This is a genomic window from Nocardioides sp. (assembly GCF_030655615.1).
Classification (GTDB): Bacteria; Actinomycetota; Actinomycetes; order Propionibacteriales; family Nocardioidaceae; genus Nocardioides.
This window is the reverse complement of the sequence record NZ_JAURVJ010000081.1, coordinates 1-26,024: the sequence shown is the minus strand read 5'-3', so window position 1 is coordinate 26,024 and position 26,024 is coordinate 1. Positions and strand designations below refer to the sequence as shown.

Annotated in this window: 31 protein-coding genes, 1 tRNA gene and 1 pseudogene; 11 read left to right on the top strand and 22 right to left on the bottom strand. The window is 72.4% G+C overall.

Translation table 11 applies throughout. The annotated features are described in order from the left end of the window. From Q7T52_RS06855 to Q7T52_RS06825, 7 genes and pseudogenes are all read right to left on the bottom strand, one after another. Positions 1-406 (bottom strand): annotated as a pseudogene (locus Q7T52_RS06855) (hypothetical protein); the annotation flags it as partial. Positions 407-553: 147 nt separating this feature from the next. Beyond that, the gene (locus Q7T52_RS06850; RefSeq protein ID WP_304800716.1) at positions 554-877 is read right to left on the bottom strand and encodes a co-chaperone GroES; all 324 of its coding nucleotides are present in this window, start codon (positions 875-877) and stop codon (positions 554-556) included. Positions 878-886: 9 nt separating this feature from the next. Beyond that, entirely contained in the window at positions 887-1,135 is a 249-nt protein-coding gene (locus tag Q7T52_RS06845; protein WP_304800714.1) for a DUF3618 domain-containing protein, read from the bottom strand. Beyond that, positions 1,132-1,929 (bottom strand): energy-coupling factor ABC transporter ATP-binding protein, encoded by a 798-nt coding sequence (locus tag Q7T52_RS06840; protein ID WP_304800712.1) that lies wholly within the window; start codon positions 1,927-1,929, stop codon positions 1,132-1,134. The genes Q7T52_RS06845 and Q7T52_RS06840 overlap by 4 nt, the downstream gene beginning before the upstream one ends. Then, positions 1,926-2,594 carry a cobalt ECF transporter T component CbiQ gene (gene cbiQ, locus Q7T52_RS06835; protein WP_304800710.1) on the bottom strand — a complete coding sequence of 223 codons (669 nt, stop codon included), beginning with the start codon at positions 2,592-2,594 and terminating at the stop codon, positions 1,926-1,928. Before cbiQ ends, Q7T52_RS06840 begins: the two co-directional genes overlap by 4 nt. Before the next feature lie 11 nt (positions 2,595-2,605). Continuing rightward, positions 2,606-2,956: a PDGLE domain-containing protein gene (locus Q7T52_RS06830; protein WP_304800708.1), complete on the bottom strand. Its 351-nt coding sequence runs from the start codon at positions 2,954-2,956 to the stop codon at positions 2,606-2,608. Further along, positions 2,953-3,645 carry an energy-coupling factor ABC transporter permease gene (locus Q7T52_RS06825; RefSeq protein WP_304800706.1) on the bottom strand — a complete coding sequence of 231 codons (693 nt, stop codon included), beginning with the start codon at positions 3,643-3,645 and terminating at the stop codon, positions 2,953-2,955. The genes Q7T52_RS06830 and Q7T52_RS06825 overlap by 4 nt, the downstream gene beginning before the upstream one ends. 112 nt (positions 3,646-3,757) lie before the next feature. On the opposite strand from Q7T52_RS06825, the gene bcp reads away from it, so the two are divergent. From bcp to Q7T52_RS06810, 3 genes are all read left to right on the top strand, one after another. Next, positions 3,758-4,243, top strand: a complete 486-nt coding sequence (gene bcp, locus Q7T52_RS06820) for a thioredoxin-dependent thiol peroxidase (RefSeq protein WP_304800703.1) — start codon at positions 3,758-3,760, stop codon at positions 4,241-4,243. 41 nt (positions 4,244-4,284) lie between these two features. Beyond that, positions 4,285-4,366: transfer RNA gene (locus Q7T52_RS06815), tRNA-Leu, on the top strand. A 41-nt stretch (positions 4,367-4,407) separates the two neighbouring features. Beyond that, complete coding sequence (locus Q7T52_RS06810; RefSeq protein WP_304800701.1) at positions 4,408-5,250, top strand: hypothetical protein; 843 nt, start codon at positions 4,408-4,410, stop codon at positions 5,248-5,250. A gap of 18 nt (positions 5,251-5,268) precedes the next feature. Here Q7T52_RS06810 and rdgB read toward each other — a convergent pair whose 3' ends face one another. Both rdgB and rph read right to left on the bottom strand, forming a co-directional pair. Next, positions 5,269-5,874, bottom strand: a complete 606-nt coding sequence (rdgB, locus tag Q7T52_RS06805; RefSeq protein ID WP_304800699.1) for an RdgB/HAM1 family non-canonical purine NTP pyrophosphatase — start codon at positions 5,872-5,874, stop codon at positions 5,269-5,271. Continuing rightward, complete coding sequence (rph, locus tag Q7T52_RS06800; RefSeq protein ID WP_304800697.1) at positions 5,867-6,595, bottom strand: ribonuclease PH; 729 nt, start codon at positions 6,593-6,595, stop codon at positions 5,867-5,869. Before rph ends, rdgB begins: the two co-directional genes overlap by 8 nt. A 501-nt stretch (positions 6,596-7,096) precedes the next feature. Between rph and Q7T52_RS06795 the strand changes: the two genes are divergently transcribed. The 4 genes from Q7T52_RS06795 (at position 7,097) to Q7T52_RS06780 (ending at position 10,795) form a co-directional block, all read left to right on the top strand. After that, the gene (locus Q7T52_RS06795; protein ID WP_304800695.1) at positions 7,097-7,441 is read left to right on the top strand and encodes a GIY-YIG nuclease family protein; all 345 of its coding nucleotides are present in this window, start codon (positions 7,097-7,099) and stop codon (positions 7,439-7,441) included. Positions 7,442-7,570: 129 nt separating this feature from the next. Next, positions 7,571-8,389, top strand: coding sequence for a lysophospholipid acyltransferase family protein (locus Q7T52_RS06790; protein ID WP_304800693.1), 819 nt, complete (start codon positions 7,571-7,573; stop codon positions 8,387-8,389). Positions 8,390-8,423: 34 nt separating this feature from the next. Further along, entirely contained in the window at positions 8,424-9,815 is a 1,392-nt protein-coding gene (locus tag Q7T52_RS06785; RefSeq protein ID WP_304800691.1) for a wax ester/triacylglycerol synthase family O-acyltransferase, read from the top strand. Continuing rightward, complete coding sequence (locus Q7T52_RS06780; RefSeq protein WP_304800689.1) at positions 9,812-10,795, top strand: alpha/beta fold hydrolase; 984 nt, start codon at positions 9,812-9,814, stop codon at positions 10,793-10,795. Before Q7T52_RS06785 ends, Q7T52_RS06780 begins: the two co-directional genes overlap by 4 nt. 134 nt (positions 10,796-10,929) lie before the next feature. Here Q7T52_RS06780 and Q7T52_RS06775 read toward each other — a convergent pair whose 3' ends face one another. Next, on the bottom strand, positions 10,930-11,751 hold the full coding sequence (locus Q7T52_RS06775; protein ID WP_304800687.1) for an ABC transporter permease: 822 nt from the start codon (positions 11,749-11,751) through the stop codon (positions 10,930-10,932). Further along, entirely contained in the window at positions 11,748-12,689 is a 942-nt protein-coding gene (locus tag Q7T52_RS06770; protein WP_304800685.1) for an ABC transporter ATP-binding protein, read from the bottom strand. Before Q7T52_RS06770 ends, Q7T52_RS06775 begins: the two co-directional genes overlap by 4 nt. Positions 12,690-12,817: 128 nt before the next feature. On the opposite strand from Q7T52_RS06770, the gene Q7T52_RS06765 reads away from it, so the two are divergent. After that, positions 12,818-13,975: a sensor histidine kinase gene (locus tag Q7T52_RS06765; protein ID WP_304800684.1), complete on the top strand. Its 1,158-nt coding sequence runs from the start codon at positions 12,818-12,820 to the stop codon at positions 13,973-13,975. Then, the gene (locus Q7T52_RS06760) at positions 13,972-14,622 is read left to right on the top strand and encodes a response regulator transcription factor (protein WP_304800682.1); all 651 of its coding nucleotides are present in this window, start codon (positions 13,972-13,974) and stop codon (positions 14,620-14,622) included. Before Q7T52_RS06765 ends, Q7T52_RS06760 begins: the two co-directional genes overlap by 4 nt. A gap of 103 nt (positions 14,623-14,725) precedes the next feature. Here Q7T52_RS06760 and Q7T52_RS06755 read toward each other — a convergent pair whose 3' ends face one another. After that, complete coding sequence (locus Q7T52_RS06755) at positions 14,726-15,613, bottom strand: ABC transporter permease (RefSeq protein WP_304800680.1); 888 nt, start codon at positions 15,611-15,613, stop codon at positions 14,726-14,728. After that, positions 15,610-16,605 (bottom strand): ABC transporter ATP-binding protein, encoded by a 996-nt coding sequence (locus Q7T52_RS06750; protein ID WP_304800678.1) that lies wholly within the window; start codon positions 16,603-16,605, stop codon positions 15,610-15,612. The genes Q7T52_RS06755 and Q7T52_RS06750 overlap by 4 nt, the downstream gene beginning before the upstream one ends. A gap of 124 nt (positions 16,606-16,729) precedes the next feature. Here Q7T52_RS06750 and Q7T52_RS06745 point away from each other — a divergent pair, with 124 nt between their 5' ends. Continuing rightward, positions 16,730-17,398, top strand: coding sequence for a hypothetical protein (locus Q7T52_RS06745; protein WP_304800676.1), 669 nt, complete (start codon positions 16,730-16,732; stop codon positions 17,396-17,398). A 15-nt stretch (positions 17,399-17,413) separates the two neighbouring features. On the opposite strand, the gene Q7T52_RS06740 is transcribed toward Q7T52_RS06745, so the two are convergent. The 4 genes from Q7T52_RS06740 to murI form a co-directional block, all read right to left on the bottom strand. Next, entirely contained in the window at positions 17,414-17,653 is a 240-nt protein-coding gene (locus Q7T52_RS06740; protein WP_304800674.1) for a DUF6458 family protein, read from the bottom strand. 115 nt (positions 17,654-17,768) lie between these two features. Next, positions 17,769-18,320, bottom strand: coding sequence for a hypothetical protein (locus Q7T52_RS06735; RefSeq protein ID WP_304800672.1), 552 nt, complete (start codon positions 18,318-18,320; stop codon positions 17,769-17,771). Between the two features lie 90 nt (positions 18,321-18,410). Continuing rightward, positions 18,411-19,178, bottom strand: a complete 768-nt coding sequence (locus Q7T52_RS06730) for an MBL fold metallo-hydrolase (protein WP_304800670.1) — start codon at positions 19,176-19,178, stop codon at positions 18,411-18,413. Between the two features lie 5 nt (positions 19,179-19,183). Continuing rightward, entirely contained in the window at positions 19,184-20,029 is an 846-nt protein-coding gene (gene murI / locus Q7T52_RS06725; protein ID WP_304800669.1) for a glutamate racemase, read from the bottom strand. Between the two features lie 126 nt (positions 20,030-20,155). On the opposite strand from murI, the gene Q7T52_RS06720 reads away from it, so the two are divergent. Continuing rightward, complete coding sequence (locus Q7T52_RS06720; RefSeq protein WP_304800667.1) at positions 20,156-21,223, top strand: alkaline phosphatase family protein; 1,068 nt, start codon at positions 20,156-20,158, stop codon at positions 21,221-21,223. 10 nt (positions 21,224-21,233) lie between these two features. On the opposite strand, the gene Q7T52_RS06715 is transcribed toward Q7T52_RS06720, so the two are convergent. The 5 genes from Q7T52_RS06715 to Q7T52_RS06695 all read right to left on the bottom strand — a co-directional run. Continuing rightward, the gene (locus Q7T52_RS06715; protein ID WP_304800665.1) at positions 21,234-22,343 is read right to left on the bottom strand and encodes a hypothetical protein; all 1,110 of its coding nucleotides are present in this window, start codon (positions 22,341-22,343) and stop codon (positions 21,234-21,236) included. Positions 22,344-22,559: 216 nt separating this feature from the next. Further along, positions 22,560-23,546 carry a ribose-phosphate pyrophosphokinase gene (locus Q7T52_RS06710; protein WP_304800663.1) on the bottom strand — a complete coding sequence of 329 codons (987 nt, stop codon included), beginning with the start codon at positions 23,544-23,546 and terminating at the stop codon, positions 22,560-22,562. Positions 23,547-23,576: 30 nt separating this feature from the next. Then, complete coding sequence (locus Q7T52_RS06705; protein ID WP_304800661.1) at positions 23,577-24,710, bottom strand: DUF3152 domain-containing protein; 1,134 nt, start codon at positions 24,708-24,710, stop codon at positions 23,577-23,579. Positions 24,711-24,784: 74 nt separating this feature from the next. Beyond that, positions 24,785-25,735, bottom strand: a complete 951-nt coding sequence (locus Q7T52_RS06700) for a PLP-dependent cysteine synthase family protein (protein ID WP_304800659.1) — start codon at positions 25,733-25,735, stop codon at positions 24,785-24,787. A 30-nt stretch (positions 25,736-25,765) separates the two neighbouring features. Further along, on the bottom strand, positions 25,766-26,024 hold a 259-nt coding region (locus Q7T52_RS06695), incomplete at its 5' end, for a LuxR C-terminal-related transcriptional regulator (RefSeq protein WP_304800657.1).

Sequence of the window (26,024 nt, the reverse complement as noted above, 5' to 3'; positions counted from 1 at the left end):
GGGGCAGGGCGATGGTCTGCTCAGCGACGCGGAACGCCTTCCACACCTGGACCTCGAGCCTGACCACGCGGGCGTAGAGGCGCGGGAGCCGGTGCCGCAGCTCCAACGCCTTGCCGAGGTAGGCGAGCCCGCCGTCGGAGGTCATCACCAACGACAGCGCCAGGTCGAGGGCGGCGTACTCCCCGACCATCGGGGCACCCGGGCCGGCGAGGTGGAGGGCGGGCTCGACCATCGGGTCCAGCAGGTCGGCGGTCTCGGCGGCGTCAGCGCCGTTGACCGAGGCCCAGTCCAGGACCGCGTTGAGCTTGTTGACCTCGGCCCGGCTGGTCTCGACGCAGGCACCTCGGACCGACTCGAGCAGCGGGTCGCTGCTCGCAGTTGTGGTGGTCCGGCGGGTGCTGGGCATGGTCCGATTCTAGAGGCGACCACCGACAATTCGATGGTGCGTTCGAAGTCGCCGTGGCTCGGTCGACGCACCGGCTGCGGGGGTCTCGCCGAGGGCTCGCCCGGCTCGACCACGGTGGGGACCGGTCGGCGTACAGCCCGAGTCGACCTACAGGTAGAGGCCGGCCGACTCGTCGGCGAGGCGGTCGGCAGCGACGGCGTGGACGTCGCGCTCGCGCATGACGACGTAGGTCTCGCCGTGGACCTCGACCTCGGACTTGTCGTCGGGGTCGAAGAGCACGCGGTCGCCGACCTCGACGGAGCGCGCGTGGGGGCCGACGGCGGCGACGAGGGCCCAGGCGAGGCGGCGGGCGCCCATGGCCGCGGTGGCGGGGATGACGATGCCTCCGGAGGAGCGTCGCTCGCCGGCCTCGCGGTCGAGCTCGCAGAGGATCCGGTCGTGCAGCATCTTGATCGGCTGCTTGTCAGCCATCTCGAGCACTCAGCGGGTGACGCGGCGCAGCACGACGATCACGACGATCGCACCGACGACCCCGCCGACGGTCTTGAGGATGTTGTCGGTGCGCGGCTCGCCCGTGGTCGCGTCGACGTAGTGGGCCTTGATCGCGGCCACCTGGCGGTTGGCGATCGTCTTGGGGCTCGAGCGGTAGAGGAGCTGGTCGATGGTCGTCGCCAGCCGCTCCCGCGTCTCCTCGATCTCGCGCTCGAGATCGGCCAGTTCGTCGCTCATCCGGGCAGAGTATCCGAGCCGCGGCCACGGGTGGCGACCGGGAGCAGCCCGGCGTCGATCGTGCGCGGGTCGAAGCCGAACGGCAGCTCCAGCCGGTTGGCCCGCATCAGCGCGTCGTCGGTGAGCACGTCGTACGTCGCCCCGTCGGCGACCACGTGCCCGTCGCTGAGGACGACCGAGCGTGGGCACAGCTCCAGCGCGTAGGGCAGGTCGTGCGTCACCATCAGCACGGTCACGTCGAGCGAGCGCAGGATGTCGGCGAGCTCGCGGCGCGAGGCCGGGTCGAGGTTGGACGACGGCTCGTCGAGCACGAGGATCTCGGGCTCCATCGCCAGGACGGTCGCAACCGCAACACGGCGGCGCTGGCCGAAGGACAGGTGGTGCGGGGGACGGTCGGCGAACTCTGTCATCCCGACCTTGTCCAGCGCGTCCATCACCCGCGCGTCGAGCGCAGCGCCGGAGAGCCCCAGGTTGGCGGGGCCGAAGCCGACGTCGGCGCGCACCGTGCCCATGAACAGCTGGTCGTCGGGGTCCTGGAAGACGATCCCGACGCGGCGCCGGATCTCGGCGAGGTGCTTCTTCTCGACGGGCAGGCCGCTGACCGACACGGACCCCTGACCGGCGACGAGGATGCCGTTGAGGTGGAGCACGAGCGTCGTCTTGCCGGCGCCGTTGGGTCCGAGCAGCGCGACCCGCTCCCCCGCGTGCACGTGGAGGTCGACGCCGAAGAGGGCCTGGTGGCCGTCGGGGTAGGCGTAGGCCAGGCCCTGGACGTCGAGGACGGGCACGCTCATGACGGCATCTTGCCGGTGTAGCCGCGCGACAGCATCGCCAGGTGCACGCGCTCGCCCCGCTCGAAGCTGCGGATGAACAGGGCGCCGAACGACCTGGCCAGCACCGGCCAGTGCCGCGGGTCGCGCGCGGAGAAGCCGCGGGACTCGCGCGCGACCTTCATCCGCCGCAGCTCGTCGGTGACGACCTCGAGGTAGCGGACCATGAAGCCCATGATCTGCACCAGCAGCGCCGGCATCCGCAACCGGGTCAGCCCCCGGAGCAGCGCCTGCGGCTCGGTGGTCGCGGCGAGCGTGAGGCTGGCGATCACGCCGAGGGTCGCGGTGACGAGCAGCTTGGCGCCGGCGTGCAGCCCGGACTCGCTGACGGTGAGGCCCAGGAACTCGGTCTCGGGGCCCGTCGCGACGAACGGCAGCAGCAGCGCGAAGAAAACGAACGGGACCTCGACGACCATCCGCTTGAGGAGGTAGGTCGGGGGGACCCGGCTGGTGGCGACGACCGCGAGCAGCACCGCCAGGTAGGCGGCGTACGCCGGCCACCACCCGCGCGGGGTGGCGACGACGACCAGCATGAAGACGACGAGCGCGACGATCTTGAGGTGCGCCGGCGCGCGGTGGACCGGCGAGTGGCCGTGGAAGTGGAGCTGGTGCCCGTGGGCGCCCCCCATCAGCGGGCCACTCAGACGGTCGTGTCGGCAGGGACGTGGGCGTCGTCGTCGCTCTCGCGACGCCGCAGCACCAGGGTCAGACCACCGGCGAGACCGAGGACGACGAGCACCCCGACGACGCCGGACGCACCCTTGCTCAGCCGGCCGTCGTCGAGGAACGACGCCTCGTAGCCGGCGAACGGGCCCTCCTCGGTGGCGTGGGTCTTCGCGGTGTCCGCGAAGCCCTCGTCCTCGGAGACCTTGGTCAGGCCGTCGGGGGTGCTGGCGGCGTAGAAGCTGACGATGCCGGCGAGGACCAGCGCGACGACGAGGATGCCGGCCGCGACGGCACGGTTGGACACGTGGCTCGAGACGTTCTTCATGCCGCGGCTCCCGCCGTACGGACCTCGAGCGTGCGGGTCTTGAGCACCGACCTCGCGCCGTGGACGAGGTCGGGCCGGACGGCGATGATGCTGCCGACCGCGAGGAAGGTGATCACGCCCTCGCCGAGGCCGATGAGCACGTGGACCCCGACCATGGCGCCGGTGAGCTGGCCGAGCGGGATGTCGGCGGCGCCGCCGACGGCGTAGAGGCCCACGAAGAGCAGCGCGGCCACCGGCACGCTCACGAACGCGCCGATGCCCGCCGCGACCGGCACCATCGCCGTCGTCCTCGGAAGCACGGCCTGGACGCCGCGGAACACGAACCAGCCCACGACGACCGTGGTCACGCCCATCAGCACGATGTTGGTGCCGAGGGCGGTGATGCCGCCGTCGGCGAAGAGCAGGCACTGCACGAGGAAGACGACACTCGTGGCCAGGACGCCGGTCCAGGGACCGACGAGCACCGCGGCGATCGCGCCGCCCATCAGGTGGCCGCTGGTGCCGCCCGCGACCGGGAAGTTGAGCATCTGGGTGGCGAAGATGAACGCCGCCACGAGACCCGCGAGCGGGGCCGTGCGGTCGTCGAGCTCCTCGCGGGCCTTGCGCAGCGAGACGCCGACCGCCACGACCGCGACCGCACCGGTGGCGACCGAGGTCGGCGCGTCGAGGAATCCGTCAGGTACGTGCATGGTTGCGGCTCCACCCTCAGTAGGTTGTTCTCGACCTCAGTATGTTGCTGCAACCAGTTCGCAACAACTACCCGGACGGATTTACCAACCTCTCCCATCGGACAGGAGCCCCATGCCTTCCCGTCTCGCCCCCGGCGACACCGCCCCCGCGTTCACCCTCACCGACGACACCGGCGCCGAGGTGACGCTCGGAGACCTCACCGGCGAGGCCGGCCCCGACGGTCGCGTGGTCGTCTACTTCTACCCGGCCGCGATGACGCCGGGCTGCACCAAGCAGGCGTGCGACTTCAGCGACTCCCTCGACTCGTTGCAGGCCGCCGGCCTCACCGTCGTCGGGATCTCCCCCGACAAGCCCGCCAAGCTCGCGACGTTCCGCGAGAAGGAGGGACTGACGATCCGGCTGCTCTCCGACCCCGACAAGGCGGTCATGCAGGAGTGGGCGGCGTTCGGCGAGAAGACGATGTACGGCAAGACCGTGCAGGGCGTCATCCGCTCCACGTTCGTCGTCGGCGCCGACGGCAAGGTCGAGGTCGCGCAGTACAACGTCAAGGCCACCGGCCACGTCGCCAAGCTGCGCCGCGACCTCGGCCTCGCCTGACGCCCGCCCCGGGCAGCACTGGCACAATCCTCGGAGCACCCGCCGGAGTGGTGGAACTGGCAGACACGCAGGTTTTAGGTACCTGTGCCCTAGGGCGTAGGGGTTCGAGTCCCCTCTTCGGCACCCGTGGGGGCATCACCCCCGATCGTGGCCATACTTGAGCGGTGAGCGACCAGAGCCCGTGGGGCACGCCCCCGCCGAGCGGACCGTTCGGTACGCCGGCGCAGCAGCCCCCGCCGTCACCGCCCTACCAGCCGCCCGGCACCGGCGGCGGCTGGAGCGGCGGGCCCCCGTCGTACGGCGTCCCCCTCAACCAGGGGCCGGAGAAGCCGCCGCGGCGCACCGGCCTGATCATCGGCATCGTCGCCGCCGTGCTGCTGGTCGCCCTGGCGTTCACGGTCACGCTGATCGTCGCGGGCGGCGACGACGAGCCCGACGAGGCCTCGAGCAGCGACCCGACGTCGAGCCAGACGTCGACCGAGACGTCGACGGAGACCTCGACCGAGACCGCCACGGAGACCGAGACCTCGACGCCGCAGCCCGGCGGCGACACGATCAGCGGCGACGGCTACTCCTACGACCTCCCGGCCACCGGCTGGAAGGACGCCTCCGAGGAGGCCAAGGGGCTCGCCACCACGATCGACACCGCGATCATCCTCGGCTCGTCGATCGAGCTGTCCCAGAGCAGCATCATCGTCGAGGCCCTCACCGCGGGCACCGCGTCGTCGGTGGAGGACCTCGAGGGCCTGTGGAAGCGCAACCTCAGCAGCTCCGACAACGCGACCCCGGTCGACATCGACGACACCGAGATCGCGGGCGAGCGCGCGATCGGCGTCCGCATCGACGACCGCATCAACGACGCCGGCCTGCCCATCAGCCAGATCGCCTACCTGGTCCTGCACGACGGGCGGCAGTACTCCATCGGCCTCTCGTTCCCCAAGGAGGGTGACACCGTCTCCGAGGGCGACTTCGAGACGATGCTCGCCAGCTGGGCCTGGTCGTCCTGACCTGACCTTGGTGCCGGGTCAGGCCAGCAGGCCGGGCAGGTGCGGCGCGAGGGCGCGCAGGGCCGCGCCGCGGTGCGAGATCGCGTCCTTGTCGCCGACGCTGAGCTCGGCCGTGGTAAGGCCCGGACGCGCGTCGGCCACGAACAGGACGTCGTAGCCGAACCCGCCCTCGCCGCGGACCTCGCGCAGCACGGTGCCGTCCATCCGACCCTCCACGACGTGCTCGCGGCCGTCGGGCAGGACGACGGCGACGGCGCAGGTGAAGTAGGCCCCGCGCCGTTCGTCGGGTACGTCGGCCAGCTGGTCGAGCAGCAGCCGGTTGTTGCGGGCGTCGTCCTTGGGCGGACCCGACCAGCGCGCCGACAGCACGCCGGGCATCCCGTTGAGGGCGTCGACGCACAGCCCGCTGTCGTCGGCGACGGTCGCGAGCCCGGTGGCGGCGGCGCCGGCGCGGGCCTTGAGCAGCGCGTTGCCGGCGAAGGTCGGCTCGTCCTCGACCGGCTCGGGGTAGTCGGCCACGTCGTCGAGCCCGAGGACGGTGACGTCGGGCAGGTGCTCGGCGAGGATGCGCTCCATCTCGGCGATCTTCTTGGCGTTGCGCGACGCCAGGTGGAGGTCAGGCACCGAGCGCGACCCGCTGCAGGTCGGTGAGGTCGGCGCAGCCCTTCCCGGCGAGGCTGAGCAGCGCGTCGAGCTCGCGCCGGTCGAACGCCGCGCCCTCGGCCGTGCCCTGCACCTCGACGTAGGAGCCGGCGCCGGTCATCACGACGTTCATGTCGGTCTCGGCGCGCACGTCCTCGACGTAGGGCAGGTCGAGGCGCGGGATGCCGTCGATGATGCCGACGGAGACCGCGGCGACCGAGCCCGTCAGGGCACCGGACACGCCGAGGTGGGCGCAGGCGTCGACGAGGGCGACGTAGGCCCCCGTGATCGCGGCGGTACGGGTGCCGCCGTCGGCCTGGAGGACGTCGCAGTCGAGCTGGATCGTGTTCTCGCCCATCGCCTGGTAGTCGATGACCGCCCGCAGCGACCGGCCGATGAGGCGGCTGATCTCGTGGGTGCGGCCACCGATGCGGCCCTTGACCGACTCGCGGTCGGAGCGGGTGTGGGTGGCGGCCGGCAGCATGGAGTACTCGGCGGTGACCCAGCCGAGGCCGGAGCCCTTGCGCCACCGCGGCACGCCCTCCGACGCCGACGCCGCGCACAGCACCCGCGTCTTGCCGAACTCGACCAGCACCGAGCCGGCCGCGTGGTCGAGCCACCCGCGGGTGATCTTCACCTCGCGCAGCTCGTCGTCGGCGCGGCCGTCCGCGCGCGGGGTCGGGGTGGAGGTCTCGGAGGTCATGCGTTCGACCCTAGAGGGGGGCGGCGACGACGGGGCCCCCGCCTCACGCCGGCTGAGGTACGAGGAGCCCGGCGACGAGCCTCGAAGCCCCCGCCACCAACCCACCCAGACCGACGGTCCTCACCTCCCGTGGCTTCGAGGCTCGCTCCGCTCGCACCTCAGCCGACCGACCACACGCCGGCTGAGGTGCGAGGAGCCCCGGCGACGAGCCTCGAAGCCCCGCCACCGACCCACCCAGACCGACACGGCCCTCACCTCCCGTGGCTTCGAGGCTCGCTCCGCTCGCACCTCAGCCGACGGACCACGCCAACTCCGTGGCTTCGAGGCTCGCTCCGCTCGCACCTCAGCCGACGGACCACACGGCGGCTGAGGTGCGAGGAGCCCCGGCGACGAGCCTCGAAGCCCCGCAACCGGCGCGACACGGGCGACCGGCCAGGCGGCCATCCACAGGCCAGACCTGCACCCGTTGACCGTGCGGCGACCGGCGCGGACGCTCGCGTCATGGCATGGACCTACATCCTCAGGTGCAGAGACGGGTCGTACTACACCGGGAGCACGATCAACCTCGAGCGACGTCTGTGGGAGCACAACGAGTCGCCTGACCTCGGCGCCGCCTACACACGACGACGACGGCCCGTGACCCTCGCGTGGTGCGCAGAGTTCTCCTCGATCGCGGCCGCCTACTTCTTCGAGAAGCAGGTGCAGGGGTGGACCCGCCGGAAGAAGGAGTCGCTCATGCGCGATGACTTCGACGCCCTCGTCGCTCTCGCCCGACGCAAGGGGGTGCAGGAGCGTGAGCTCGCGGAGGCCTTTCGAGCGCTCGAGCAGGTCGGGGGGGCGACGTAGGGCCCGTGGCTTCGAGGCTCGCTCCGCTCGCACCTCAGCCGACGGATCGAGGCTCGCTCCGCTCGCACCTCAGCCGACGGGCGGTGGACGGTCCTTGCCGCTGTCCCGGAGCGCGGCGATACTCCGGCAGTGGACCGGACGCTGCGCGACCAGCTGGTGAGGGACGACCTCGACCAGCGTGACGCGGGATACGTGGCCGCGATGATCCCGGTGCTGGGTCGCATCATGAAGCTCTACTTCCGGTCCGAGGTGCACGGGATGGACCGGCTGCCGGCGGAGGGTGGGGCGCTCATCGTGTCCAACCACTCGGGCGGGCTGATGGCGATGGACGTGCCGATCATCGCGGCGGCGTTCGTCGAGGAGTTCGGGCCGCACCGGCCGCTCTACGTCCTCGCGCACGACGTGCTGCTCAACAACCCGGCGGGGGCGTTCTTCCGGCGGTGCGGGTTCCTCGCCGCTAACCGCGACAACGCCGACGCGGTGCTGTCCTCGGGGGCGGTCACGATCGTGTTCCCCGGGGGCGACTACGACGTGGCGCGGCCGACGGCCAAGGCCAACGTCATCGACTTCGGCGGGCGCACCGGCTACGTCCGCACGGCCCTCGACAACGGCGTACCGATCGTCCCCGTCGTCAGCATCGGCGGCCAGGAGGCGCAGCTTCACCTGTCCCGCGGCGCCACGATCGCCAAGGTGACCGGGATCGCGTCGCGGTTCCGTTTCCCCTACGTGCCGGTCTCGGTGGGCTTCCCGTTCGGGCTGTCGTTCGGGTTCCCGCCCAACCTCCCGCTGCCGACCAAGATCACCACGCAGGTGCTCGACCCGGTCGACGTGGCGGCCGAGTTCGGGCCCGACCCCGACGTCGCCGAGGTCGACGAGGCGGTCCGCGGGCGGATGCAGGACGCGCTCGACGAGCTCAAGCGTCGGCGTCGCTTCCCGGTGCTCGGCTAGGACCGGGGGTACGCCGGTGCGTGGGGTCGAGCGGATGGACGGGGCCGACGCGGGCTTCCTCTACATGGAGACCCCGACGCAGCACATGCACACGCTCAAGATCGCGGTGCTCGAGCCCGACCCGGCGCAGACGTTCGAGACGTTCCGGTCCGGCGTGCTGGCCCGGCTCGACCAGCTCCCGCCGCTGCGGCGCAAGGCGGTCCAGGTGCCGTTCCAGCTCAACCACCCGGTGTGGGTGACGGTGCGGCGCATCGACGCGGCGCACCACTTCCGGCGGCACCAGGTGGGCGGGACCGGGTCGCGGCGCGACCTCGATCACCTCATCGGCGAGATCGCGTCGACGCCGCTCGACCGCGCGCACCCCCTCTGGGAGCTGCACCTCTGCGAGGGCCTCGCCGACGGCGGCACCGCCATCGTCGGCAAGATGCACCACGCGCTCGCGGACGGAATGGCCGCCAACGCCCTGCTCGGCAACGTCACCGACGTCCAGGGAGCCGACGCCTTCCTGCCGCGCGAGGCCCGCGAGGGGGCGGCGCCTGCCGCCGACGGGTCCCCCGACAAGGCCGGGCTCGTACGCTCGGCGCTGCTCGACGCGATCGTGCAGATCGCGCTCCTCCCGGCCCTGCTGTGGCGCACGTTCCGGGGTGTGCGGTCGGTGCTGCGCTACCGCCGGGCCGAGGAGCCCGACGTACCCCGGCCCGTCCTGGACGCCCCGCGCACCTCGTTCAACCGTGCCCTGACCGCGCGGCGGTCGTTCGCGACCTGCACGCTGCCACTCGCCGACATCAAGGGCGTACGCCGGGCCCATCCGGGTGTCACCCTCAACGACGTCGTCCTCGCCGTGGTCGGTGGCGCACTCCGGGCGTGGCTCGACGAGCGCGGCGAGCACCCCTCGGGGTCGCTGATGGCCGGCGTGCCGACGGCCACCGACACCCCTGACGCCGGCGCCCCGCCGCGCCTGCACGGCAACCGGGTCTCCAACCTCTTCACGTCGCTGGCCACCGACGTCGACGACCCGCACGAGCGGCTGCGCGCGATCCATCGCGTCACGACCCACTCCAAGCAGCTCCAGCGCGAGCTGGGGCCCGCGATGCTCACCGAGTGGGTGCAGTTCACGCCGCCGGCGCCGTTCAGCGCCGTCATGCGCCTCTACTCCAAGGTGCGGGCGGCGTCGTGGCACGCGCCGCCGTTCAACGTCGTCGTCTCCAACGTGCCCGGGCCGCGCGAGACCGCCCGCATCGGCGACGCGAGCCTGGCCGACCTGTTCTCCGTGGGGCCGATCCTCGAAGGAATCGGCCTCAACGTGACAGTCTGGAGCTACGTGGACCGCATGAACTTCTCGTTGCTCAGCTGCCCCGAGCTCATCACCGACCTCGAGCCGCTGACGGCGAGGTTCCGCCCCGCCCTCGAGGAGCTGATGACATGACCGTCCGACACATCCGCGCAGCAGTGGGCTCGTCCGTGCGCACGTCGGTCCGTGCGTCGACCTGGGGCCTGCGCACCGGCGTCGGTCTGGGCGTACGCCGCCTCGTCGACCTGCCCGTCGTCCCGTCGGTGCCCGAGGGCCACCGGCTCGACCTGCCCGGCCGGGGTAGCGCCTACGTCATCGACGTCCCCGGTCCGCGCCCCGACTCCCCCACCGTGGTGCTGCTCCACGGGCTCGCGACGACCGCGCACCTGTCGTGGTTCACCGCGCTCGGCCCGCTCGCCGAGCACCACCGGGTGGTCGCGCTCGACCTGCGCTGGCACGGTCGCGGCATCCACGGTGGTCGGTTCCGCGTGGCCGACTGCGCCGACGACGTCGCCGCGGTGCTCGACGAGCTCGGCATCGACGACGCCGTGATGGCCGGCTACTCCCTCGGCGGGGCGGTCGCCCAGGAGCTCTGGCGCCGCCACCCCGACCGCGTCTCGGGGCTCGTCCTCTGCTCGACCGCCGCCCGCTGGCGCGACCTGCGCCGCGAGGCGCTGTTCTTCGGCGTGCTCGGCCTGGCGATGCACCCGCTGTCGCGGGTCGCGAGCGGCCGGGTCGCCCGACGCGCCGCCGGCCTGCCCGACCTCCCCGGTCTCGACTCCAGCGACCTCACGGCCTGGGGCCTCACCGAGCTGCGCAGCACCTCGGGCTGGACCCTGCCCGAGGTCATGGCCGAGCTGGGCCGCTTCGACTCCCGCTCCTGGCTCGGCGAGGTCGACGTACCGACCACGGTGCTGGTGACCTCCCGCGACGGCGCGATCCCGGCCGAGCGCCAGCGAGCCCTCGGTGCCGCGATCCCGGGTGCCGTCGTCCTCGACGCTCCTGGCGGCCACGCCTCGATCTTCCTCGACCACGCCCGCTGGGTGCCGCTCTTCCTCGAGGCCGTCGCCTCGGTCACCGACCGGCTCCCGACCCCCGGCCGCCTCGCAGGCTGACCCACGCGGCACGCCGAGTCGGCGCCGGGGGTGGTTTCGACGTGCTCGCCCGGGTTCGCAGGCTCACCCGTGTCGCTTGCTCAACCTTCGCCCGCAGCGGCACCGCGCTCGTTCCTCGCGCAGTACCTGCGGTCTCACTTCACCTCGGCCTTGACGAGGCGCCAGAGGCCGAGGGCGAAGGGGATGACCAGCCAGATGGTGCCGGTGACGGCGATCTGGGCCCACTCCTCGCCGGTGGCGTGGTAGTCGCCGGTGAAGAGGGGGGTCTGGGCGGTGTTGAACTCGACCCACGGCGCGACCTTGTCGAAGCCGTCGACGAGCGCCTCGAGCGTGCCGGCCACGGCCGGCAGGATGAACGTGTAGACGAAGTAGGCCACGATCGCGGCGGCCGAGTTGCGCAGCAGCATCGCGAGGGCGAAGCCGACGAGGACGCCGATCAGGCTGGTGAGCAGGAAGTTCTGCACCTCGTTGACGCCGAGGTTCCAGACGGCCTCGCCGCCGTTGACCGGGCTGAGGGCGACGCCCACCGCGGCGATCGCGGCGCCGATCGCGAGGACGACGACTCCGAGGCCGAGCCCGGCGGCGATCTTGGCGCCGATCACCCGTGGCCGGCGCGGCTCGAGCGTGAAGGTGGCGAGACCGGTGCGCTGGGTCCACTCGCTGGTGACGAGCATGATCATCAGGATCGGCAGGAAGTAGCCGAGCACGCCGCCGCTGACGCCGAGCATGTCGACGTAGTCCTGGGCGTCCTCGGGGAAGGCGAACACGCCGACGCCGACGACGAGCAGGACCAGCCCGACGATCGAGATCGTCAGCCAGCGTCCGGCGCGGGTGTCGAAGGCCTTGCGCGTCTCGACCGCCACGAGCCGGCCGAACGGGACGGGCTCGTCCTGGCTGATGTCGATGGTGCGGGGCCGGGGGGCGGTGCTGGTCGGGGTGGTCGTGGCCGTGCTCATGCTGCGGCTCCTGTCGTGTCGTGGGTGGCGGCCGGTGCGGCCTCGCGCTGGGTGTCGGAGGTCAGCTCGAGGACCAGGTCCTCGAGGCCGGCGGAGCCGTTGCGCAGCTCGGTCAGCACCACGAGGTGCTCGAGCGCGGCGCGGCCGACGTCGGCCGTCGACGCCGCGACCCGGAAGCCGCTGCCCTCGGGCGTGGCGTCGTACCCCTGCTGGTGCAGGGCCTCGGCCAGCGCGTCGCGGTCGAGCGCGGACACGACCGTCGACGCCCGGCCGCCGTCGGCGCCGCCGGCGAGGAGGCTCTGCTTGTCGCCGCGGGCGACGATCCTGCCGCGGCCGATGAGGATCATCTCGTCGGCCACGAGCTCGACCTCGTTGAGCAGGTGGCTCGAGAGCAGCACGGTGCCGCCGCGCGCGGCGTAGCCCCGGAGCAGGTCGCGCATCCAGCGGATGCCGGCCGGGTCGAGGCCGTTGGCGGGCTCGTCGAGGATCAGGACCTCGGGGTCGCCGAGCAGGGCGTGGGCGATGCCGAGGCGCTGCTTCATGCCCAAGGAGTAGTTGCGCATCCGGCGGCTCGCCTCGGCGTCGGAGAGCGAGACCATCGCCAGCATCTCGTCGACGCGGCCGTCGGGCAGGCCCATGGTGCGCGCGCCGAGGGAGAGGATCTCCCGGCCGGTGCGGCCGGCGTGCTGCGCGCTGGCGTCGAGCAGCACGCCGACGTGGCGGCCGGGGTTGGGCAGGTCGCGGTAGGCGTGCCCGCCGATGGTGACGGTACCGCGGGTGGCCGGAGTGAGGCCGACCATGACCCGCATCGTGGTGGTCTTGCCGGCGCCGTTGGGCCCCAGGAAGCCGGTCACGCGACCGGGTTCGCAGGTGAAGCTGACGTCGTCGACCGCCGTGAAGCCGCCGTAGGTCCGGGTGAGTCCGTTGACTTCGATCATGGCTCCAGCCTGCTGCGGCCCGCCCGCCCGCACATCGGTCCCGCGGCCCCGGTCCCGCGACCAAAGTCGTAGGCCGCGAGGCTCCGGGACGATGTCGACGACCGTCCGTGGTGCCTAGGGTGGGACACATGTCCGACGTGGGCCGGCCGAGCCCGGAGGAGTACCAGCCGCCGCTGGGTTGGTGGGCACACCTGTGGCGGCTGGTCGCGATGCTGCTGCTCAGCCTCTTCGTATGGCTCACGATCGCCGACCGCCAGACCGACACCCGCTTCGTGGTCGACATCGTCGCCGGGGTGCCGGCCGTCGTGCTGGTCCACTACCGACGCCGCTGGCCGCTGGGCGTCGCGGTCGTCATCGCGGTGCTCGCCACCTTCTCGTCACTGGCGGCCGGCCCGTCGGTGCTGGCCGCGGTGTCGCTGGCCACCCGTCGTCGCTGGGTGCAGGTCGTGGGGATCGGCGTGCTCTCGCTCGCGTCGGCCTGGTTCTTCGCCCAGATGAACCCGATGGCGGAGACCGAGCCGTGGTGGGTGACGCTCGGCTCCAACGTCGTGGCCACCGCGGCGATCCTGGCCTGGGGCATGTACATCGGCTCGCGCCGCGAGCTGCTCTGGACCCTGCGCTCGCGCGCCGAGCGCGCCGAGGCCGAGCAGGAGCTGCGCGTCAACCAGTCCCGCCTCGAGGAGCGCGGCCGCATCGCGCGCGAGATGCACGACGTGCTCGCGCACCGGATCTCGCAGATCTCCATGCGGGCCGGGGCGCTCGGCTATCGCGACGACCTCTCCGCCGCCGACCTGCGTGACGGCGTGACCGTCATCCGCGACGCCGCCAACGAGGCGTTGACCGACCTGCGCGGCGTCCTCGGTGTGCTCCGCGAGGGCGAGGGCGGCCTGCAGCACACCCCGCAGCCGACCTACACCGACCTCGGCGAGCTCGTCGACGACGCCCGGCGCACGGGCCTGCGGGTGGCCTACGCCGACGCCGTCGCCGACGTGCCCGTCCCCGAGGCCACGGGACGGACGCTCTACCGCATCGTCCAGGAGGGCATCACCAACGCGCGCAAGCACGCACCGGGCGCCGAGCTGTCCATCGACGTGCACGGCTCGCCGGACGAGGGCATCGACGTGGTCCTGCGCAACCCGCTCGGCTTGGGGCCGAGCGCGACCCCGGGCTCGGGTCTCGGCCTCGTCGGCCTGGCCGAGCGCGCCGCCCTGCGCGGCGGCCGGATCGAGCACGGCGCCAGTGCCGGTTCGTTCGTGCTCCGCGGCTGGATCCCGTGGGCGGCATGACCCGCGTGCTCGTCGTCGACGACGACCCGCTGGTCCGCTCCGCCCTGCTGCTCATGCTCGGCGGGGCCGGCGACCTCGAGGTCGTCGGCGAGGCCGTCGACGGCCGGGACGGCGTACGCCGGGCCGCCGAGCTGCGCCCCGACGTCGTCCTCATGGACATCCGGATGCCGAGGCTCAACGGCCTCGAGGCCACCCGTCAGCTCCTCGCGCAACCCCAGCCGCCCAAGGTGATCGTGCTGACCACCTTCGACGCCGACGAGCACGTCGTCGAGGCGCTCGGCGCCGGGGCCGACGGGTTCCTGCTCAAGGACACTCCGCCTGCCGACATCGTGGCCGCGATCCGCAAGGTCGCCGACGGCGACCCGATGCTCTCGCCGTCGGTCACCCGCACCCTCATCGCCCGGCTCCGCAGCGGCGACGGTGACGACCGCGCCCAGGCCGCCGGCGAGCGCCTCGCGACGCTCACCGAGCGCGAGCACGACGTCGCCCTCGCCGTCGGTCGCGGCCTGTCCAACGCCGAGGTCGCGGGCGAGCTGCACCTGTCGGTGCCGACCGTGAAGACCCACGTGTCCCGGGTCTTCGACAAGCTGGGCGTCACCAACCGGGTGCAGATCGCGATCTGCGTCCACGACGCCGGGCTGGATTGACTGGTCGCGCTGTGGTCACCTCTGAGCGTGGCCCGGGCGCCTGGCGGGGCTTCCGATCTCCTGACTGGTCGCGGAACTTCCGACCTCCCGAGAGGCCGGCGGGCTACTTGACCTCGGCGCGCAGGATGCGCAGCAGCCCGAAGGTGAGCGGGAGGCCGAGCCAGATCAGGCCGGAGACGAGGAGCCGACCGACCTCCTCCGCGCTCGAGAGGGAGAGGTCGTAGAGCGGGCCCTGGGCGTACTCGAAGTCGATCCACGGCCGGATGTCGGCGAACCAGTCCAGATAGCTGGCCGCGATCGCGAACACCGCGACGGGCAGCGCCCGGTAGACGGCGAAGACGACGATCGCGGCTGGGGTGTTGAGGAGGAGGGCGGCCAGGGCGAAGCCGAGGGTCATCGCCAGCGTCTGGGTGATGAAGAAGCCGACGATCAGCTCGGCCTGGAAGTCCCAGGTGGTCTCGGCGGGCAGCGCCACCTGGCAGATCAGCGCGCAGACGAAGCCGACCAGGACGCCGAGCACGACGGCGGCGAAGGTGAGGACGAGACAGACGAGGTACTTGGCCAGCATCACCCGCGAGCGTCGCGGCTCGATGCTGAAGGTCACCATCGCCGTGCGCTGGGTCCACTCGGTGGTGACGAGCATGATCGCCAGCACGGGCAGGGCTAGAGCGGTGATGTAGGTGGCGAAGACGGTGTAGTCGCCGGGCGTCGACTCGCTGCTCTCGACAAGCACGATGACGAGGAGCAGGCCCTCGACCATCACCACGAGGATCGCGATGCCGACGACCAGCCAGAAGCTGGCGAGCGTGTTCATCGACTTGCGCAGCTCGACCAGCACGAGGCGGAACAGCGGGATCGTCGCCGTGCGGCTCAGGTCGAGGGTCTGGGCGGGGTGGGCGGCCGTCGGGCCAGACGGCGGGCCAGACGGCGGGCCGGTCGGCGGGCCGGTCGGCGGGCCGGAGTAGGGCGGGGGTGCGGCGTGGGTGCTCATCGGGGTCCTCCCGGGTAGCCGGCGGGCGGGGGCTGCTGCGGGTAGCCGGGTGGTGGCCCCTGCGGTGGGTAGCCCTGGGCCTGGTAGGCGGGCATCTCGCGCTGGGTCGAGGAGGTCAGCTCGAGGAACAGGTCCTCCAGGCCGCCCTCGACGGAGCGCAGGTCGGTGAGCACGACCTGGAGCTCGGCGGCGACCCGTCCGACGTCGACCGCGGCACACGCGACGGTCAGGGCGTTCGGACCGGGTGTGACGGCGTACCCCTTGTCGCGCAGGGCGCCGGCGAGGCGGTCCTGGTCGAGGGAGGCGACGGTCGTGGTCGCCTGCTTGGTCTGGCGGCCGGACTCGAGCAGCGACTTCTTGTCGCCCTGGGCGACGATCCGGCCGTGGCCGATGAGGATCATCTCGTCGGCGATCTGCTCGACCTCGTGGAGCAGGTGGCTCGAGAGGAGCACGGTGCCGCCACGGTCGGAGTAGCCCTTGAGCAGTCCGCGCATCCAGCGGATGCCTGCGGGGTCGAGGCCGTTGGCCGGCTCGTCGAGGATCAGCACCTGGGGGTCACCGAGCAGCGCGTGGGCGATGCCCAGGCGCTGCTTCATGCCGAGCGAGTAGTGGCGCAGGCGGCGCGTGGACTCCTCGGCGCTCAGCGAGACCAGGTGGAGCATCTCGTCGACCCGCGTCTTGGGCAGTCCCATCGCGGTGGCGCCCAGGGTGAGGATCTCGCGACCGGTGCGGCCACCGTGCTGGGCGCTCGCGTCGAGCAGGACGCCGACGTGGCGACCCGGGTTGCGCAGGTCGTGGTAGCTGTGGCCACCGATCGTCGCGCGGCCGCGCGTCGCGGGCGTCAGCCCCACGAGGATGCGCATCGTGGTCGTCTTGCCGGCTCCGTTAGGCCCCAGGAAGCCGGTCACACGTCCGGGTCGGCAGGCGAAGCTGACGTCGTCGACAGCCGTGAAGCTGCCGTAGGTGCGGGTGAGCCCCTCGACGGTGATCATGGCCGACACTCTGCCCGATCGCCCTCCGGCCAACCCCCGAGGCCACGCCGTACGACGGTGGTGGCGGGCAGGAATGTCGTCGAATCTCCTGCGCCGACTGCGGGGACCGAGGTGGGATGTCGCCATGGAGACCCACACCCCTCGCCTCGTCCGTCTCTCGACCGCGCTCCTGCTGGGCGCCGGCGTTCTCGTTATCGGCAGCACCACCGGCGCGACCGCCGGTGCGCTGGTCACGGGCGCCCAGATCAAGGACGGCACCATCACGACCCGCGACGTCAAGGACGGCACGCTCGCCGTCAAGGACGTCTCCCCCGCCGCCCGCAAGGCTCTTGCCGGCGCCCGCGGCCCGGCCGGTCCGCAAGGGCCGGCCGGCTCCGCGGCCGCTGCAGGTTCGGTCTTCTACTCCTACGACCACCCGGGGACCGTGCTCGACGCCAACAGCTACGTCGACGTCGCCACCCTGACGCAGGGGGACGACTTCACGGGTCCGATCACCGGGTCCGGACAGACCCGGGTGGTGGTGCAGGGCACCCTCGACCTCCGGGAGACCGGCCCGGGCACCAGCGCCAACGTCTACTGCGCGATCGACCTCCCCGGCGTCGGTCAGTACGGCGACCTGGTCGAGCGGGGCCTCGGGGCCTCGGAGAAGGGTCAGCTCACGGTGTCGGCGGTGGCGACCTTCGACCTCTCGCAGGGGCCGGTGTCGCCCGTCCTCTCGTGCGCCGAGAACACCGTCGGCTCGGCGACGCTCGACGACGTCTTCTTGACCGTGAGCACTGCTCCCGTGCCCTGAGGCGCGGGACGACGCTCAGCTCTGCGAGCGGTTCTCCACCGTCGTCTGGGTGCCGTCGGGGTGCGTCACGGTCTGCACGTTGCGGCTGCGGCGTCCCGAGTTCCAGGTGACGGCCGTCAGCACGATGATGCCGGCTCCGACTGCTGCCATGATCCAGCCGACCATGGTGAGGTCGACGCCCTCGACCTGGTCGGTGACGGCGAGTGCGAGCACCAGTCCGACGACGACCAGGAATCCACCGAATCCGTATCCCACGACGTACTCCTCGACTCAGCCGCGCCCCGAACCCGGGCAGGCGCCCGCGCGCCCCTCGACCATCCTCGGGTGGCCCACTGGCGGCACCACCTGTGCGGGTGGATCTGGTCGAGGATCAGTAGCTGGTGGTCTCGTCGCTGACGGTGTTGCCATGGGCGTCGACCCGCGTCGTGTGGTCGGTGCCGTGGCCGAAGGCGTCCTGGGTCCTCGTCACGAGGATCGTGCCCCCGTCGGGCAGATCCTGCCGCGAGGAGTAGGACTGGTTGCCCGCACTGTCGTGGCTGCCGGTGGCCTCGAAGCCGGGCGAGGTCTGGGTGAAGGTCCAGGACCCGTCCGAGTGGAGCCACTTGTCCTGGGTGACGGGGTAGGAGGTCCCGTCGGGGGCGACGGCGGTCGTCGACTTCCGCGTGTGCAGGGTGCCGGGGTCGGAGTCATAGACGACCTCCTCGCCCGGGTCGAGCGTCGGGGTCGAGCCGGCGTCGGCGTCGGGGATCACCACCAGCACGGTCCCGTTGCCCGCGCCGCCGGTGTCGCCACCCGTGTCACCGCTGGTGCCGGCGGTGCCGTCGCCTCCACCGCCGTACCAGATGTGGACGGTGCGGTACTCGTCGACGTAGGTGTACTCCACCCCTTCGGCCTCGAGGTAGATCGGCGGTTCCTCGGTCATGGCGGCTCCTGCGTCGAAGGGTGGTGCCCCCATCGTCGACACGACCCCGGCCCGCGTCACTGGCCCGATCGGGCCATGGCGCAGCCGCACTCAGACGTCGTACGTCGCCCCGACGGCCGCGAGCTCGACCGGCCCGGAGTAGGCCGTGCGCGCCTCGGCGACCATGCCGTCGGCGTCGAACCACGGCGGGACGTGGGTGATCACGAGCCGCCCGGCGCGGGCCCGCGACGCGGTGTCGCCGGCCTCCACCCCGGTGAGGTGGATACCCGGCGGGTTGTCGTCGACGTCGCGGAACGACGCCTCGCACAGGAACAACCGGACGTTGGCCGCGACGCGGTCGACGCCCTCGCAGGCGGCGGTGTCGCCGCTGTAGCCGAGGCTGGAGGACCCGACGCTGACGCGCAGGCCGTAGGCCTCGACCGGGTGCTCCACCGGGATGGGCACGATGCTGAACGGACCGATGCTGAAAGGGCCGGCGTACTCCTGGAAGTCGAACGCGTCGGCCATCCCCGACCCGTCGGGCAGGCCGTAGGCCTCCGACATCCGCTCGGCCACGCCGCTCGGGCCCCAGACGGGGATGCGCGGCTGGGCGCCCAGCGGGTGGTACTTGCGCAGCACGTAGAAGCCGCACAGGTCGCTGCAGTGGTCGGGGTGCAGGTGGCTGAACAGCACGGCGTCGACGGCGAGCGCGTCGGCGTAGCGCTGCAGGACGCCGACCGAGCCGCTGCCGAGGTCGAGCAGGATCCGCCAGGTGCGCTTGTCGTCACCGTCGCCGACGTCGGTCTCGAGGAGGTAGCAGCTCGCCGACGAGTCGGGGCCGGGGTAGGAGCCGGAGCACCCGATGATCGTGAGCCTCATGCCGTTCACAGGGCCGCCCCTCCGGCGAACTGGGTGGCGTCGACCATCTCGGGTCCGAGGAACCGCCGCCCGATGGTCTCGAACTCGGCGGGCGACCCCGTCGTGACGAAGCGGTAGGTCGGGTCGCCCGACTCGCGCATGAGCCCGGTGTCGGCGAGCATCCGGTAGACGTCCTTGGCGCACTCCTCGGCGCTGCTGACGAGCGTCACGTCGTCGCCCATCACGTAGGAGATCGCGCCGGTCAGCAACGGGTAGTGCGTGCAACCGAGGATCAGGGTGTCGACGCCGGCCGCGACGAGCGGGTCGAGGTAGTCGTGGGCTGCGGCGATCAGGTCGTCGCCGCCGGTGACGCCGGCCTCGACGAAGTCGACGAAGCTCGGGCAGGCCTGGGTCGTCAGCGTGACCTGGGGCGCCGCCGCGAACGCGTCGTCGTAGGCCCGGGACTCCGCGGTCGAGCGGGTGCAGATGACGCCGATCCGGCCCGTGTGGGTCGCCGACACCGCGCGTCGGGTCGCGGGGAAGATCACCTCGACGACGGGGACGTCGTAGCGCTCACGAGCGTCACGCAGCATCGCCGCGCTCGCCGAGTTGCACGCGATGACGAGCGCCTTGACGCCCTGGTGGACGAGGTGGTCGAGGCACTCGAGGGCGTACTCGCGGACCTCGCCGATCGGCTTCGGACCGTAGGGCTGGCGGGCCGTGTCACCGACGTAGAGCAGCGACTCGTGCGGCAGCTGGTCGATGACCGACCGGGCGACCGTGAGGCCGCCGAACCCGGAGTCGAAGATGCCGATCGGGGCATCGCGCTGGCCAGGGCTGTCAGGCCACCGGGGCGACGTCGACTCGGTCACGGGCCCAACTTACGGCGTACCGGCGCCACCGCGCAGCGGGGCCGAGCGTGATCTCGGCGACCCCACCGCCCGAGACCTCCCGAGCGTCCGATCGCGCGACCGGTCCGGAGGTCCTACCGTGGTCGGGTGCCTCCTTCCTCGCGTGCCCGTCGTGTCGTCAGCCGGACCACCGGCGCGGTGGCCACCGCCGTCGCCGCCGTCGCCGTCGTCGCCACCACCCTGTCGGTCTCCGGCGGCCCGTCCGCCGACCTCGTCCCCACCGGGGCCCCGGGCACCGCGCTCGTCGAGGACCCGCAGGTGCTGGTCATCTCGCTCGACGGCTTCAACCCGACCGCGTTGCGCCGCCTCGGGCGCAGCGGCGCGCCGAACCTGTGGCGTCTCTTCGACGAGGGGGCCGGCACGCTCGACGCGCGCACCCAGGTGGAGCGGACGATCACGCTGCCCAACCACACCAGCATGGTCACCGGCCGTCGCATCGACCGGAAGAAGGGTGGCCACGGCGTCACCTGGAACGACGACCGCCTCACGCCGCGCACCGTCCAGAAGGCCGCGGGCCACGCGGTCTCGTCGCTCTTCTCGCGGGTCCACGCGTCGCACGGCTCGACCGCGCTCTATGCCGCCAAGACCAAGTTCAGCCTCTGGGACCGCTCCTGGCCGACCGCCATCGACAAGGTCGTGATCCACGCCGAGGACGATGCCCAGGTCGTGGCCGACGCCCGCATCGACCTCGTGGACGACGACCGGGCCCTCACGTTCGTCCACCTCGGCAGCGCCGACAAGGCCGGCCACGCGTCGGGCTGGCTCTCCCCCGCCTACCTGACGGCGGTCGAGCGGCTCGACGCGCTCGTCGGCTCGGTGCTCACCGACGCCGACACCGCCCCCGAGCTCGCCGACCTGACCGTCATCGTGACCGCCGACCACGGCGGCGTACCCGGGGCCAAGGCCCACGACGCCGTCCGCCGTCCCGCCAACTTCACGATCCCGTTCGTGGTCTGGGGGTCGGGCATCGACCACGCCGACCTCTACGCGATCAACCCGGGCTACCGGAAGCCCGGCAGGAAGCAGCAGCCCCCGCTCACGGGCAAGCAGCCGATCCGCAACGGCAACGTCGCCAACCTCGCCCTCGACCTCCTCGGCTACCCCCGCGTCCCGGGCAGCATCTTCGGCAAGGTGACGCCGCTCGAGGTCGAGTAGGGCCGCAGCGCTACTGGTCGAAGACCGCCTGCACGATCCCGAGGCACATCTCGTCGGCGGAGCCCTCGCCCCAGACCACGTACTTCTCCTCGGTGCCCTGGAAGGCGGGGAGGAGGTCGCGCAGGGCCTGCTCGTGGTGGCAGGTCACGGTGAGGGTGTCGCCCGCGTCGAGGTGCACCGGACGGATCGGTCGGGCCGCCTGGTCGTCGAAGTTCCACAGCGGGATGTCCAGCAGCTCCCGCTCGTCGTCGGCACCCACGTTGCTCTCGATGGTGAGCGTCCGGCCGAGCAGGTGCATGTGCCCCGCGACCCCGAGCACCGTCATCGGTCGCGTCACGGGCCGCGTGCAGGTCGTCGTGTCGGTCGCAGCGACGTCGGTGCCGCACAGGAGGTGGAGGAGGTTGGCCGTCTGACCGACCCTCTCGCCGAACCGCGCCTTGACGTCGACGACCGAGGCGTCGTGGCTGCAGAGCGGACCCGAGGAGTGCTCGGGCCGGCAGGGCAGCTCGACGGGTGCCGGCAGCAGGACCGTGTGGACCTCCTCGAGGTCCGACCGCGACCGGGGCATCCACCGCAGGCGGGTGGCGGACCGGTCGGAGAGGTCGCCCTCGTCGCGGATCAGGAGGCTGTAGTGCACCTGCATGACGATGCGGTCGCCGCGGTCGAGCGGGACGCCGTAGCCCGAGCGGGTGACGGTCTCGCGTCCGCCCGGCGCCCACGCTCCGAGCCACGGGGCGTCGTCGAGGTTGGCGAACTCGCCCTCCAGGCCCATGCCGCCGAAGCAGGTCCACCCGGCCTCGGCCGACTCCGCGTCCTTGCGCTCCGCCGCCCGGGTGAGCGAGCCGTCGACCCGGAAGAGGATCACGTGGTGGACGACGTCGGGGTTGCCGGGACGGATGTCGGTGCCGGTCAGCCAGGCGTCCTGGGCCAGCTGCGGGTCCAGCAGGAAGCAGCGGTAGTCGTCGGTCCCGACGCCCGTCGGTGGTGACGGCGTGTAGGCGGTCGGGATCCTCATCGTCGTCCGTCGTTCGCCGGCGCGCAGCGGACGCGGTCTCGCGACCTGCTGTGCGTCGTGCGCCTGCTCGGCGTGGTCGGCGTGGTCGGCGTGGTCTGTCGGCACTGCTCCGGGCTCGGCCGGACGACTCGTCCGCGTCGACGGTTCCGGACCTGCCGGCGTCGGGTCGGCGCCGCTCCCGCAGGCCGCCACCACGCTCGCCAGGACCAGCCCGGCGACGCACCAGCGGGCGCGCCTCGTCCGATCCCTCATCGCCACACTCCCTCTCCCGGAGGCACCGTACGCCTGCCCGGACCCGCCTGGGTGCGACCGCCGAACTTGCTAGTCGAACAGCCGCGGCTGCGGCGGACCCAGCGACGGGTCGACCCCGTCGAAGAGGCTGCTGACCGACTCGCCGGCGTGCACCCGGGCCACGGCCTCGGCGAGCAGACCGGAGACGGAGCGGACCTCGAGCTCGGGCCAGCCACCGGGTACGTCGGGGGGCGGCACGGTGTCGGTGGTGACGACCTCGGTGATCATCGGGTGGCCCTTGAGGCGCTCGATCGCCTGGCCGACGAACAGCCCGTGGGTGCAGGCGACGGCGGCCTCGGTGCAGCCCTGGTCGCGGAGCCGGTCGAGCAGCTCGACGATCGAGCCGCCGGTGGCGATCTCGTCGTCGAGGACGATGGCGCGGCGTCCGGCGACGTCGCCGACGATGGCGTCGATGACGACCCGGTCGTCGGCCAGCCGCTTCTTGCTGCCGGCGGCGACCGGAAGCCCGAGCAGTCGCGCGAACTGGGTCGCCGTCTTGGCGTTGCCGAAGTCGGGCGAGACGACGACGGCGTTGCTCAGGTCCTGGCCGAGGAAGTGGTCGGCGAGGACGCCGAGAGCCGTGAGGTGGTCGACCGGGACGGAGAAGAACCCGTGCACCTGCGGCGCGTGGAGGGTCATCATGATGACCCGGTCGACGCCGGCGGTCGCGAGCAGGTCGGCGACGAGCCGGCCGCCGATCGAGAGCCGTGAGGCGTCCTTCTTGTCCGAGCGCGCGTAGGCGTAGTAGGGCACGACCGCCGTGATCTTGTCGGCCGAGGCGCCGCGCGCGGCGTCGACCATGAGGAGCAGCTCCATCAGGTGCTCCTGCGTCGGCGGCACCAGCGGCTGCACGAGGTAGACGTCGCGCTGGCGGCAGTTGGCCTGCAGCTGCGCCTGCAGGCAGTCGTTGCTGAAGCGGGTCAGCTCGACCGGCGAGAGCGGCACCCCCAGCCGCTCGCAGATGGCCTTGGCCAGCGTGCGGTGGGCGTTGCCGGAGAAGACCACGATCTCGCGCACGGGGCTGACCCTACGGGTTGGCGGGGACGGTCAGCGCAACTCGGCCAGCGTCGGCCACGGGTTGAACCGGCAGCCGTCGGTGCCCTTGGACTGCTGCATCATCACGGGCGCGAGGGCGCCGCGCCGGGCACAGCCGGCGTGGCCCTTGCCCAGCCAGTGCCCGGTCTCGTGGTTGACCACCAGGTGGCGGTAGTCGCGCAGCGAGCGGCCGGCCCCGTTCCACGGCGGTGTGGCGGTCTGCCAGCGGGTCTGGTTGATGATCACGTGGCGCCCGACGCGGCAGCTGTAGGTCGAGCTGCACCCGCTGGAGAACGACGGCACGGTGCTCGCCTCGGCCAGCACGACGGTGAACGACCCGCCACGGCCGACCGGCCGGAACCGGACGCCCTTGCCGCGCCACCCGCGCGCGTCGTCGTAGGTCTGCTGCACCTGGCGCCGGAACTCCCGCAGGCTCGCGGTGACCCGGCCGCGCGTGGTCACGCTGTAGGTGACCGTCCGGCGTACGTCGACCCGGTGGCGCACGGTGACCGCAGCGGACCTGGCCGTGGCCGGCTCGTGGCCGTCGGCGTAGGCCGTCACCTCGACGCGGAGCCGACGCCCGACGTCGCCGGGCGCGAGCCGGTAGCGGGCGGACCGCGCGCCGCGGACCCGCTCGCCGCCCAGCAGCCAGCGGTAGCGCAGCCGGTCGGGCGCCGTCGACCAGCGGCCGGGGCGGGCGGTGACGACCCGGCCGTAGCGGGCCTCCCCCACGATCCGCGGGTCGCGGCGGTTGACGAGCTCGGCGCGCACGACCCGCACGGTCGGAGCCGACGTCGCACGCCCGGTGCCGCCGGTGCCGTCGGTGCCGTCGGTGGTCGTCGCGGTGACCTCGACGGCGAGCCGGGTGCCGAGGTCGTGGCCGCCGAGCCGGTAGGTCGACGCGGTCGCCCCGCGCACGGCCTGCCCGTCGCGCAGCCAGCGATAGGTCAGCGCGACCGCGGCCGGATCCCAGGTGCCGCCGTCGGCGGTGAGCGTGCCGCCCCAGACGGCCTCCCCCGTCACCGTCGGCGGGACGACGTTGACGACCTCGCCGTCGCGGGCCGAGGCCGGCGTGGGAGCGAGCACGGGGACGAGCACCAGCAGGAGCAGGACCGTCGCCAGGCCGGCGGCTTCGCGGACGCGCATGCGGTCACAGTAGGTGAGACACGGGCCGGTGCTCCGTGGAAGAACGAGCAGACCGGGCCGCGACGACCTCGACCCTAGGCCCAGAGCTGGCCCTCGAGCCGGTCCTCGGCCTCGTCGACCGTGCCCTCGTAGGCGCCGGTGGAGAGGTACTTCCAGCCGCCGTCGCAGACGATGAAGACGATGTCGGCGCGCTCACCGGCCTTGACCGCCTTGGCGGCCTGGCCGAGCGCGGCGTGCAGGATCGCGCCGGTCGAGATGCCGGCGAAGATGCCCTCGAGCTCGAGCAGCTCGCGCACCCGGCGGACGGCGTCGCGGGGGCCCACGGAGAAGCGCCCGTCGATCAGGTCGGCGTCGTAGAGCTCGGGCACGAAGCCCTCGTCGAGGTTGCGCAGGCCATAGACGAGCTCGCCGTAGCGGGGCTCGGCGGCGACGATGCGCACCTCGGGCTTGGCCTGGCGGAAGAAGCGCGAGACGCCCATGAGCGTGCCGGTGGTGCCGAGGCCGGCGACGAAGTGGGTGATCGAGGGCAGGTCGGCGAGCACCTCGGGGCCGGTGCCGCGCTCGTGGGAGAGGGCGTTGGCGGCGTTGCCGTACTGGTAGAGCATCACCCAGTCGGGGTGCTCCTCGGCGACCTGCTTGGCGACGCGGACGGCCTCGTTGGACCCGCCGGCGGCCGGGCTCGAGATGATCTCGGCACCCCACATGTGCAACAGCTGACGGCGCTCGGCGGAGGTGTTCTCGGGCATCACGCAGACGATCCGGTAGCCCTTGAGCTTGGCCGCCATCGCCAGCGAGATGCCGGTGTTGCCCGACGTCGGCTCGAGGATGGTGCAGCCGGGGCGCAGGGTCCCGTCCTTCTCGGCCTCCTCGATCATCATCAGGGCCGGGCGGTCCTTGATCGAGCCGGTCGGGTTGCGGTCCTCGAGCTTGGCCCACAGGCGTACGTCGGGGCTCGGCGAGAGCCGGGGCAGCCCGACGAGCGGGGTGTTGCCGACGGAGGCCAGCAGGTTGTCGTAACGCACCACTCCAGCATGACACCGCGGTGGTGCCCCGCCTCACTCGGACGGGCGGCCGAGACGGGCGGCGGCCTCGGTGCGGTTGCGGGCGCCGAGCTTGGCGAGGATGTTGCTCACGTGGAGGCCGGCGGTCTTCTCGGTGATCACCCGCGCCTGCGCGATCCGGGCGTTGGACAGCCCGCGGGCGACGAGGGTCTGCACCTCGTGCTCGCGCGAGGTGAGCGCGTCGTGGCCGCCGCCCCCACCCCCGCGCGCCAGCGAGCGCACCAGCGCGGTCGCTGCGTCGACGGCCCGCACC

Coding starts and splice junctions, on each gene's coding strand:
- Q7T52_RS06770 (WP_304800685.1), bottom strand. CDS start 12,689: ATGATCGAAGTCAACGGACTCACCCGGACCTACGGCGGCTTCACGGCG.
- Q7T52_RS06850 (WP_304800716.1), bottom strand. CDS start 877: ATGGCTGACAAGCAGCCGATCAAGATGCTGCACGACCGGATCCTCTGC.
- Q7T52_RS06785 (WP_304800691.1), top strand. CDS start 8,424: ATGGACGGGGCCGACGCGGGCTTCCTCTACATGGAGACCCCGACGCAG.
- Q7T52_RS06760 (WP_304800682.1), top strand. CDS start 13,972: ATGACCCGCGTGCTCGTCGTCGACGACGACCCGCTGGTCCGCTCCGCC.
- Q7T52_RS06825 (WP_304800706.1), bottom strand. CDS start 3,645: ATGCACGTACCTGACGGATTCCTCGACGCGCCGACCTCGGTCGCCACC.
- Q7T52_RS06730 (WP_304800670.1), bottom strand. CDS start 19,178: ATGAGGCTCACGATCATCGGGTGCTCCGGCTCCTACCCCGGCCCCGAC.
- Q7T52_RS06775 (WP_304800687.1), bottom strand. CDS start 11,751: ATGAGCACGGCCACGACCACCCCGACCAGCACCGCCCCCCGGCCCCGC.
- Q7T52_RS06750 (WP_304800678.1), bottom strand. CDS start 16,605: ATGATCACCGTCGAGGGGCTCACCCGCACCTACGGCAGCTTCACGGCT.
- Q7T52_RS06830 (WP_304800708.1), bottom strand. CDS start 2,956: ATGAAGAACGTCTCGAGCCACGTGTCCAACCGTGCCGTCGCGGCCGGC.
- Q7T52_RS06845 (WP_304800714.1), bottom strand. CDS start 1,135: ATGAGCGACGAACTGGCCGATCTCGAGCGCGAGATCGAGGAGACGCGG.
- rph (WP_304800697.1), bottom strand. CDS start 6,595: ATGACCTCCGAGACCTCCACCCCGACCCCGCGCGCGGACGGCCGCGCC.
- Q7T52_RS06840 (WP_304800712.1), bottom strand. CDS start 1,929: ATGAGCGTGCCCGTCCTCGACGTCCAGGGCCTGGCCTACGCCTACCCC.
- Q7T52_RS06735 (WP_304800672.1), bottom strand. CDS start 18,320: ATGACCGAGGAACCGCCGATCTACCTCGAGGCCGAAGGGGTGGAGTAC.
- Q7T52_RS06745 (WP_304800676.1), top strand. CDS start 16,730: ATGGAGACCCACACCCCTCGCCTCGTCCGTCTCTCGACCGCGCTCCTG.
- Q7T52_RS06755 (WP_304800680.1), bottom strand. CDS start 15,613: ATGAGCACCCACGCCGCACCCCCGCCCTACTCCGGCCCGCCGACCGGC.
- bcp (WP_304800703.1), top strand. CDS start 3,758: ATGCCTTCCCGTCTCGCCCCCGGCGACACCGCCCCCGCGTTCACCCTC.
- Q7T52_RS06795 (WP_304800695.1), top strand. CDS start 7,097: ATGGCATGGACCTACATCCTCAGGTGCAGAGACGGGTCGTACTACACC.
- cbiQ (WP_304800710.1), bottom strand. CDS start 2,594: ATGGGGGGCGCCCACGGGCACCAGCTCCACTTCCACGGCCACTCGCCG.
- Q7T52_RS06705 (WP_304800661.1), bottom strand. CDS start 24,710: ATGCGCGTCCGCGAAGCCGCCGGCCTGGCGACGGTCCTGCTCCTGCTG.
- Q7T52_RS06765 (WP_304800684.1), top strand. CDS start 12,818: ATGTCCGACGTGGGCCGGCCGAGCCCGGAGGAGTACCAGCCGCCGCTG.
- Q7T52_RS06780 (WP_304800689.1), top strand. CDS start 9,812: ATGACCGTCCGACACATCCGCGCAGCAGTGGGCTCGTCCGTGCGCACG.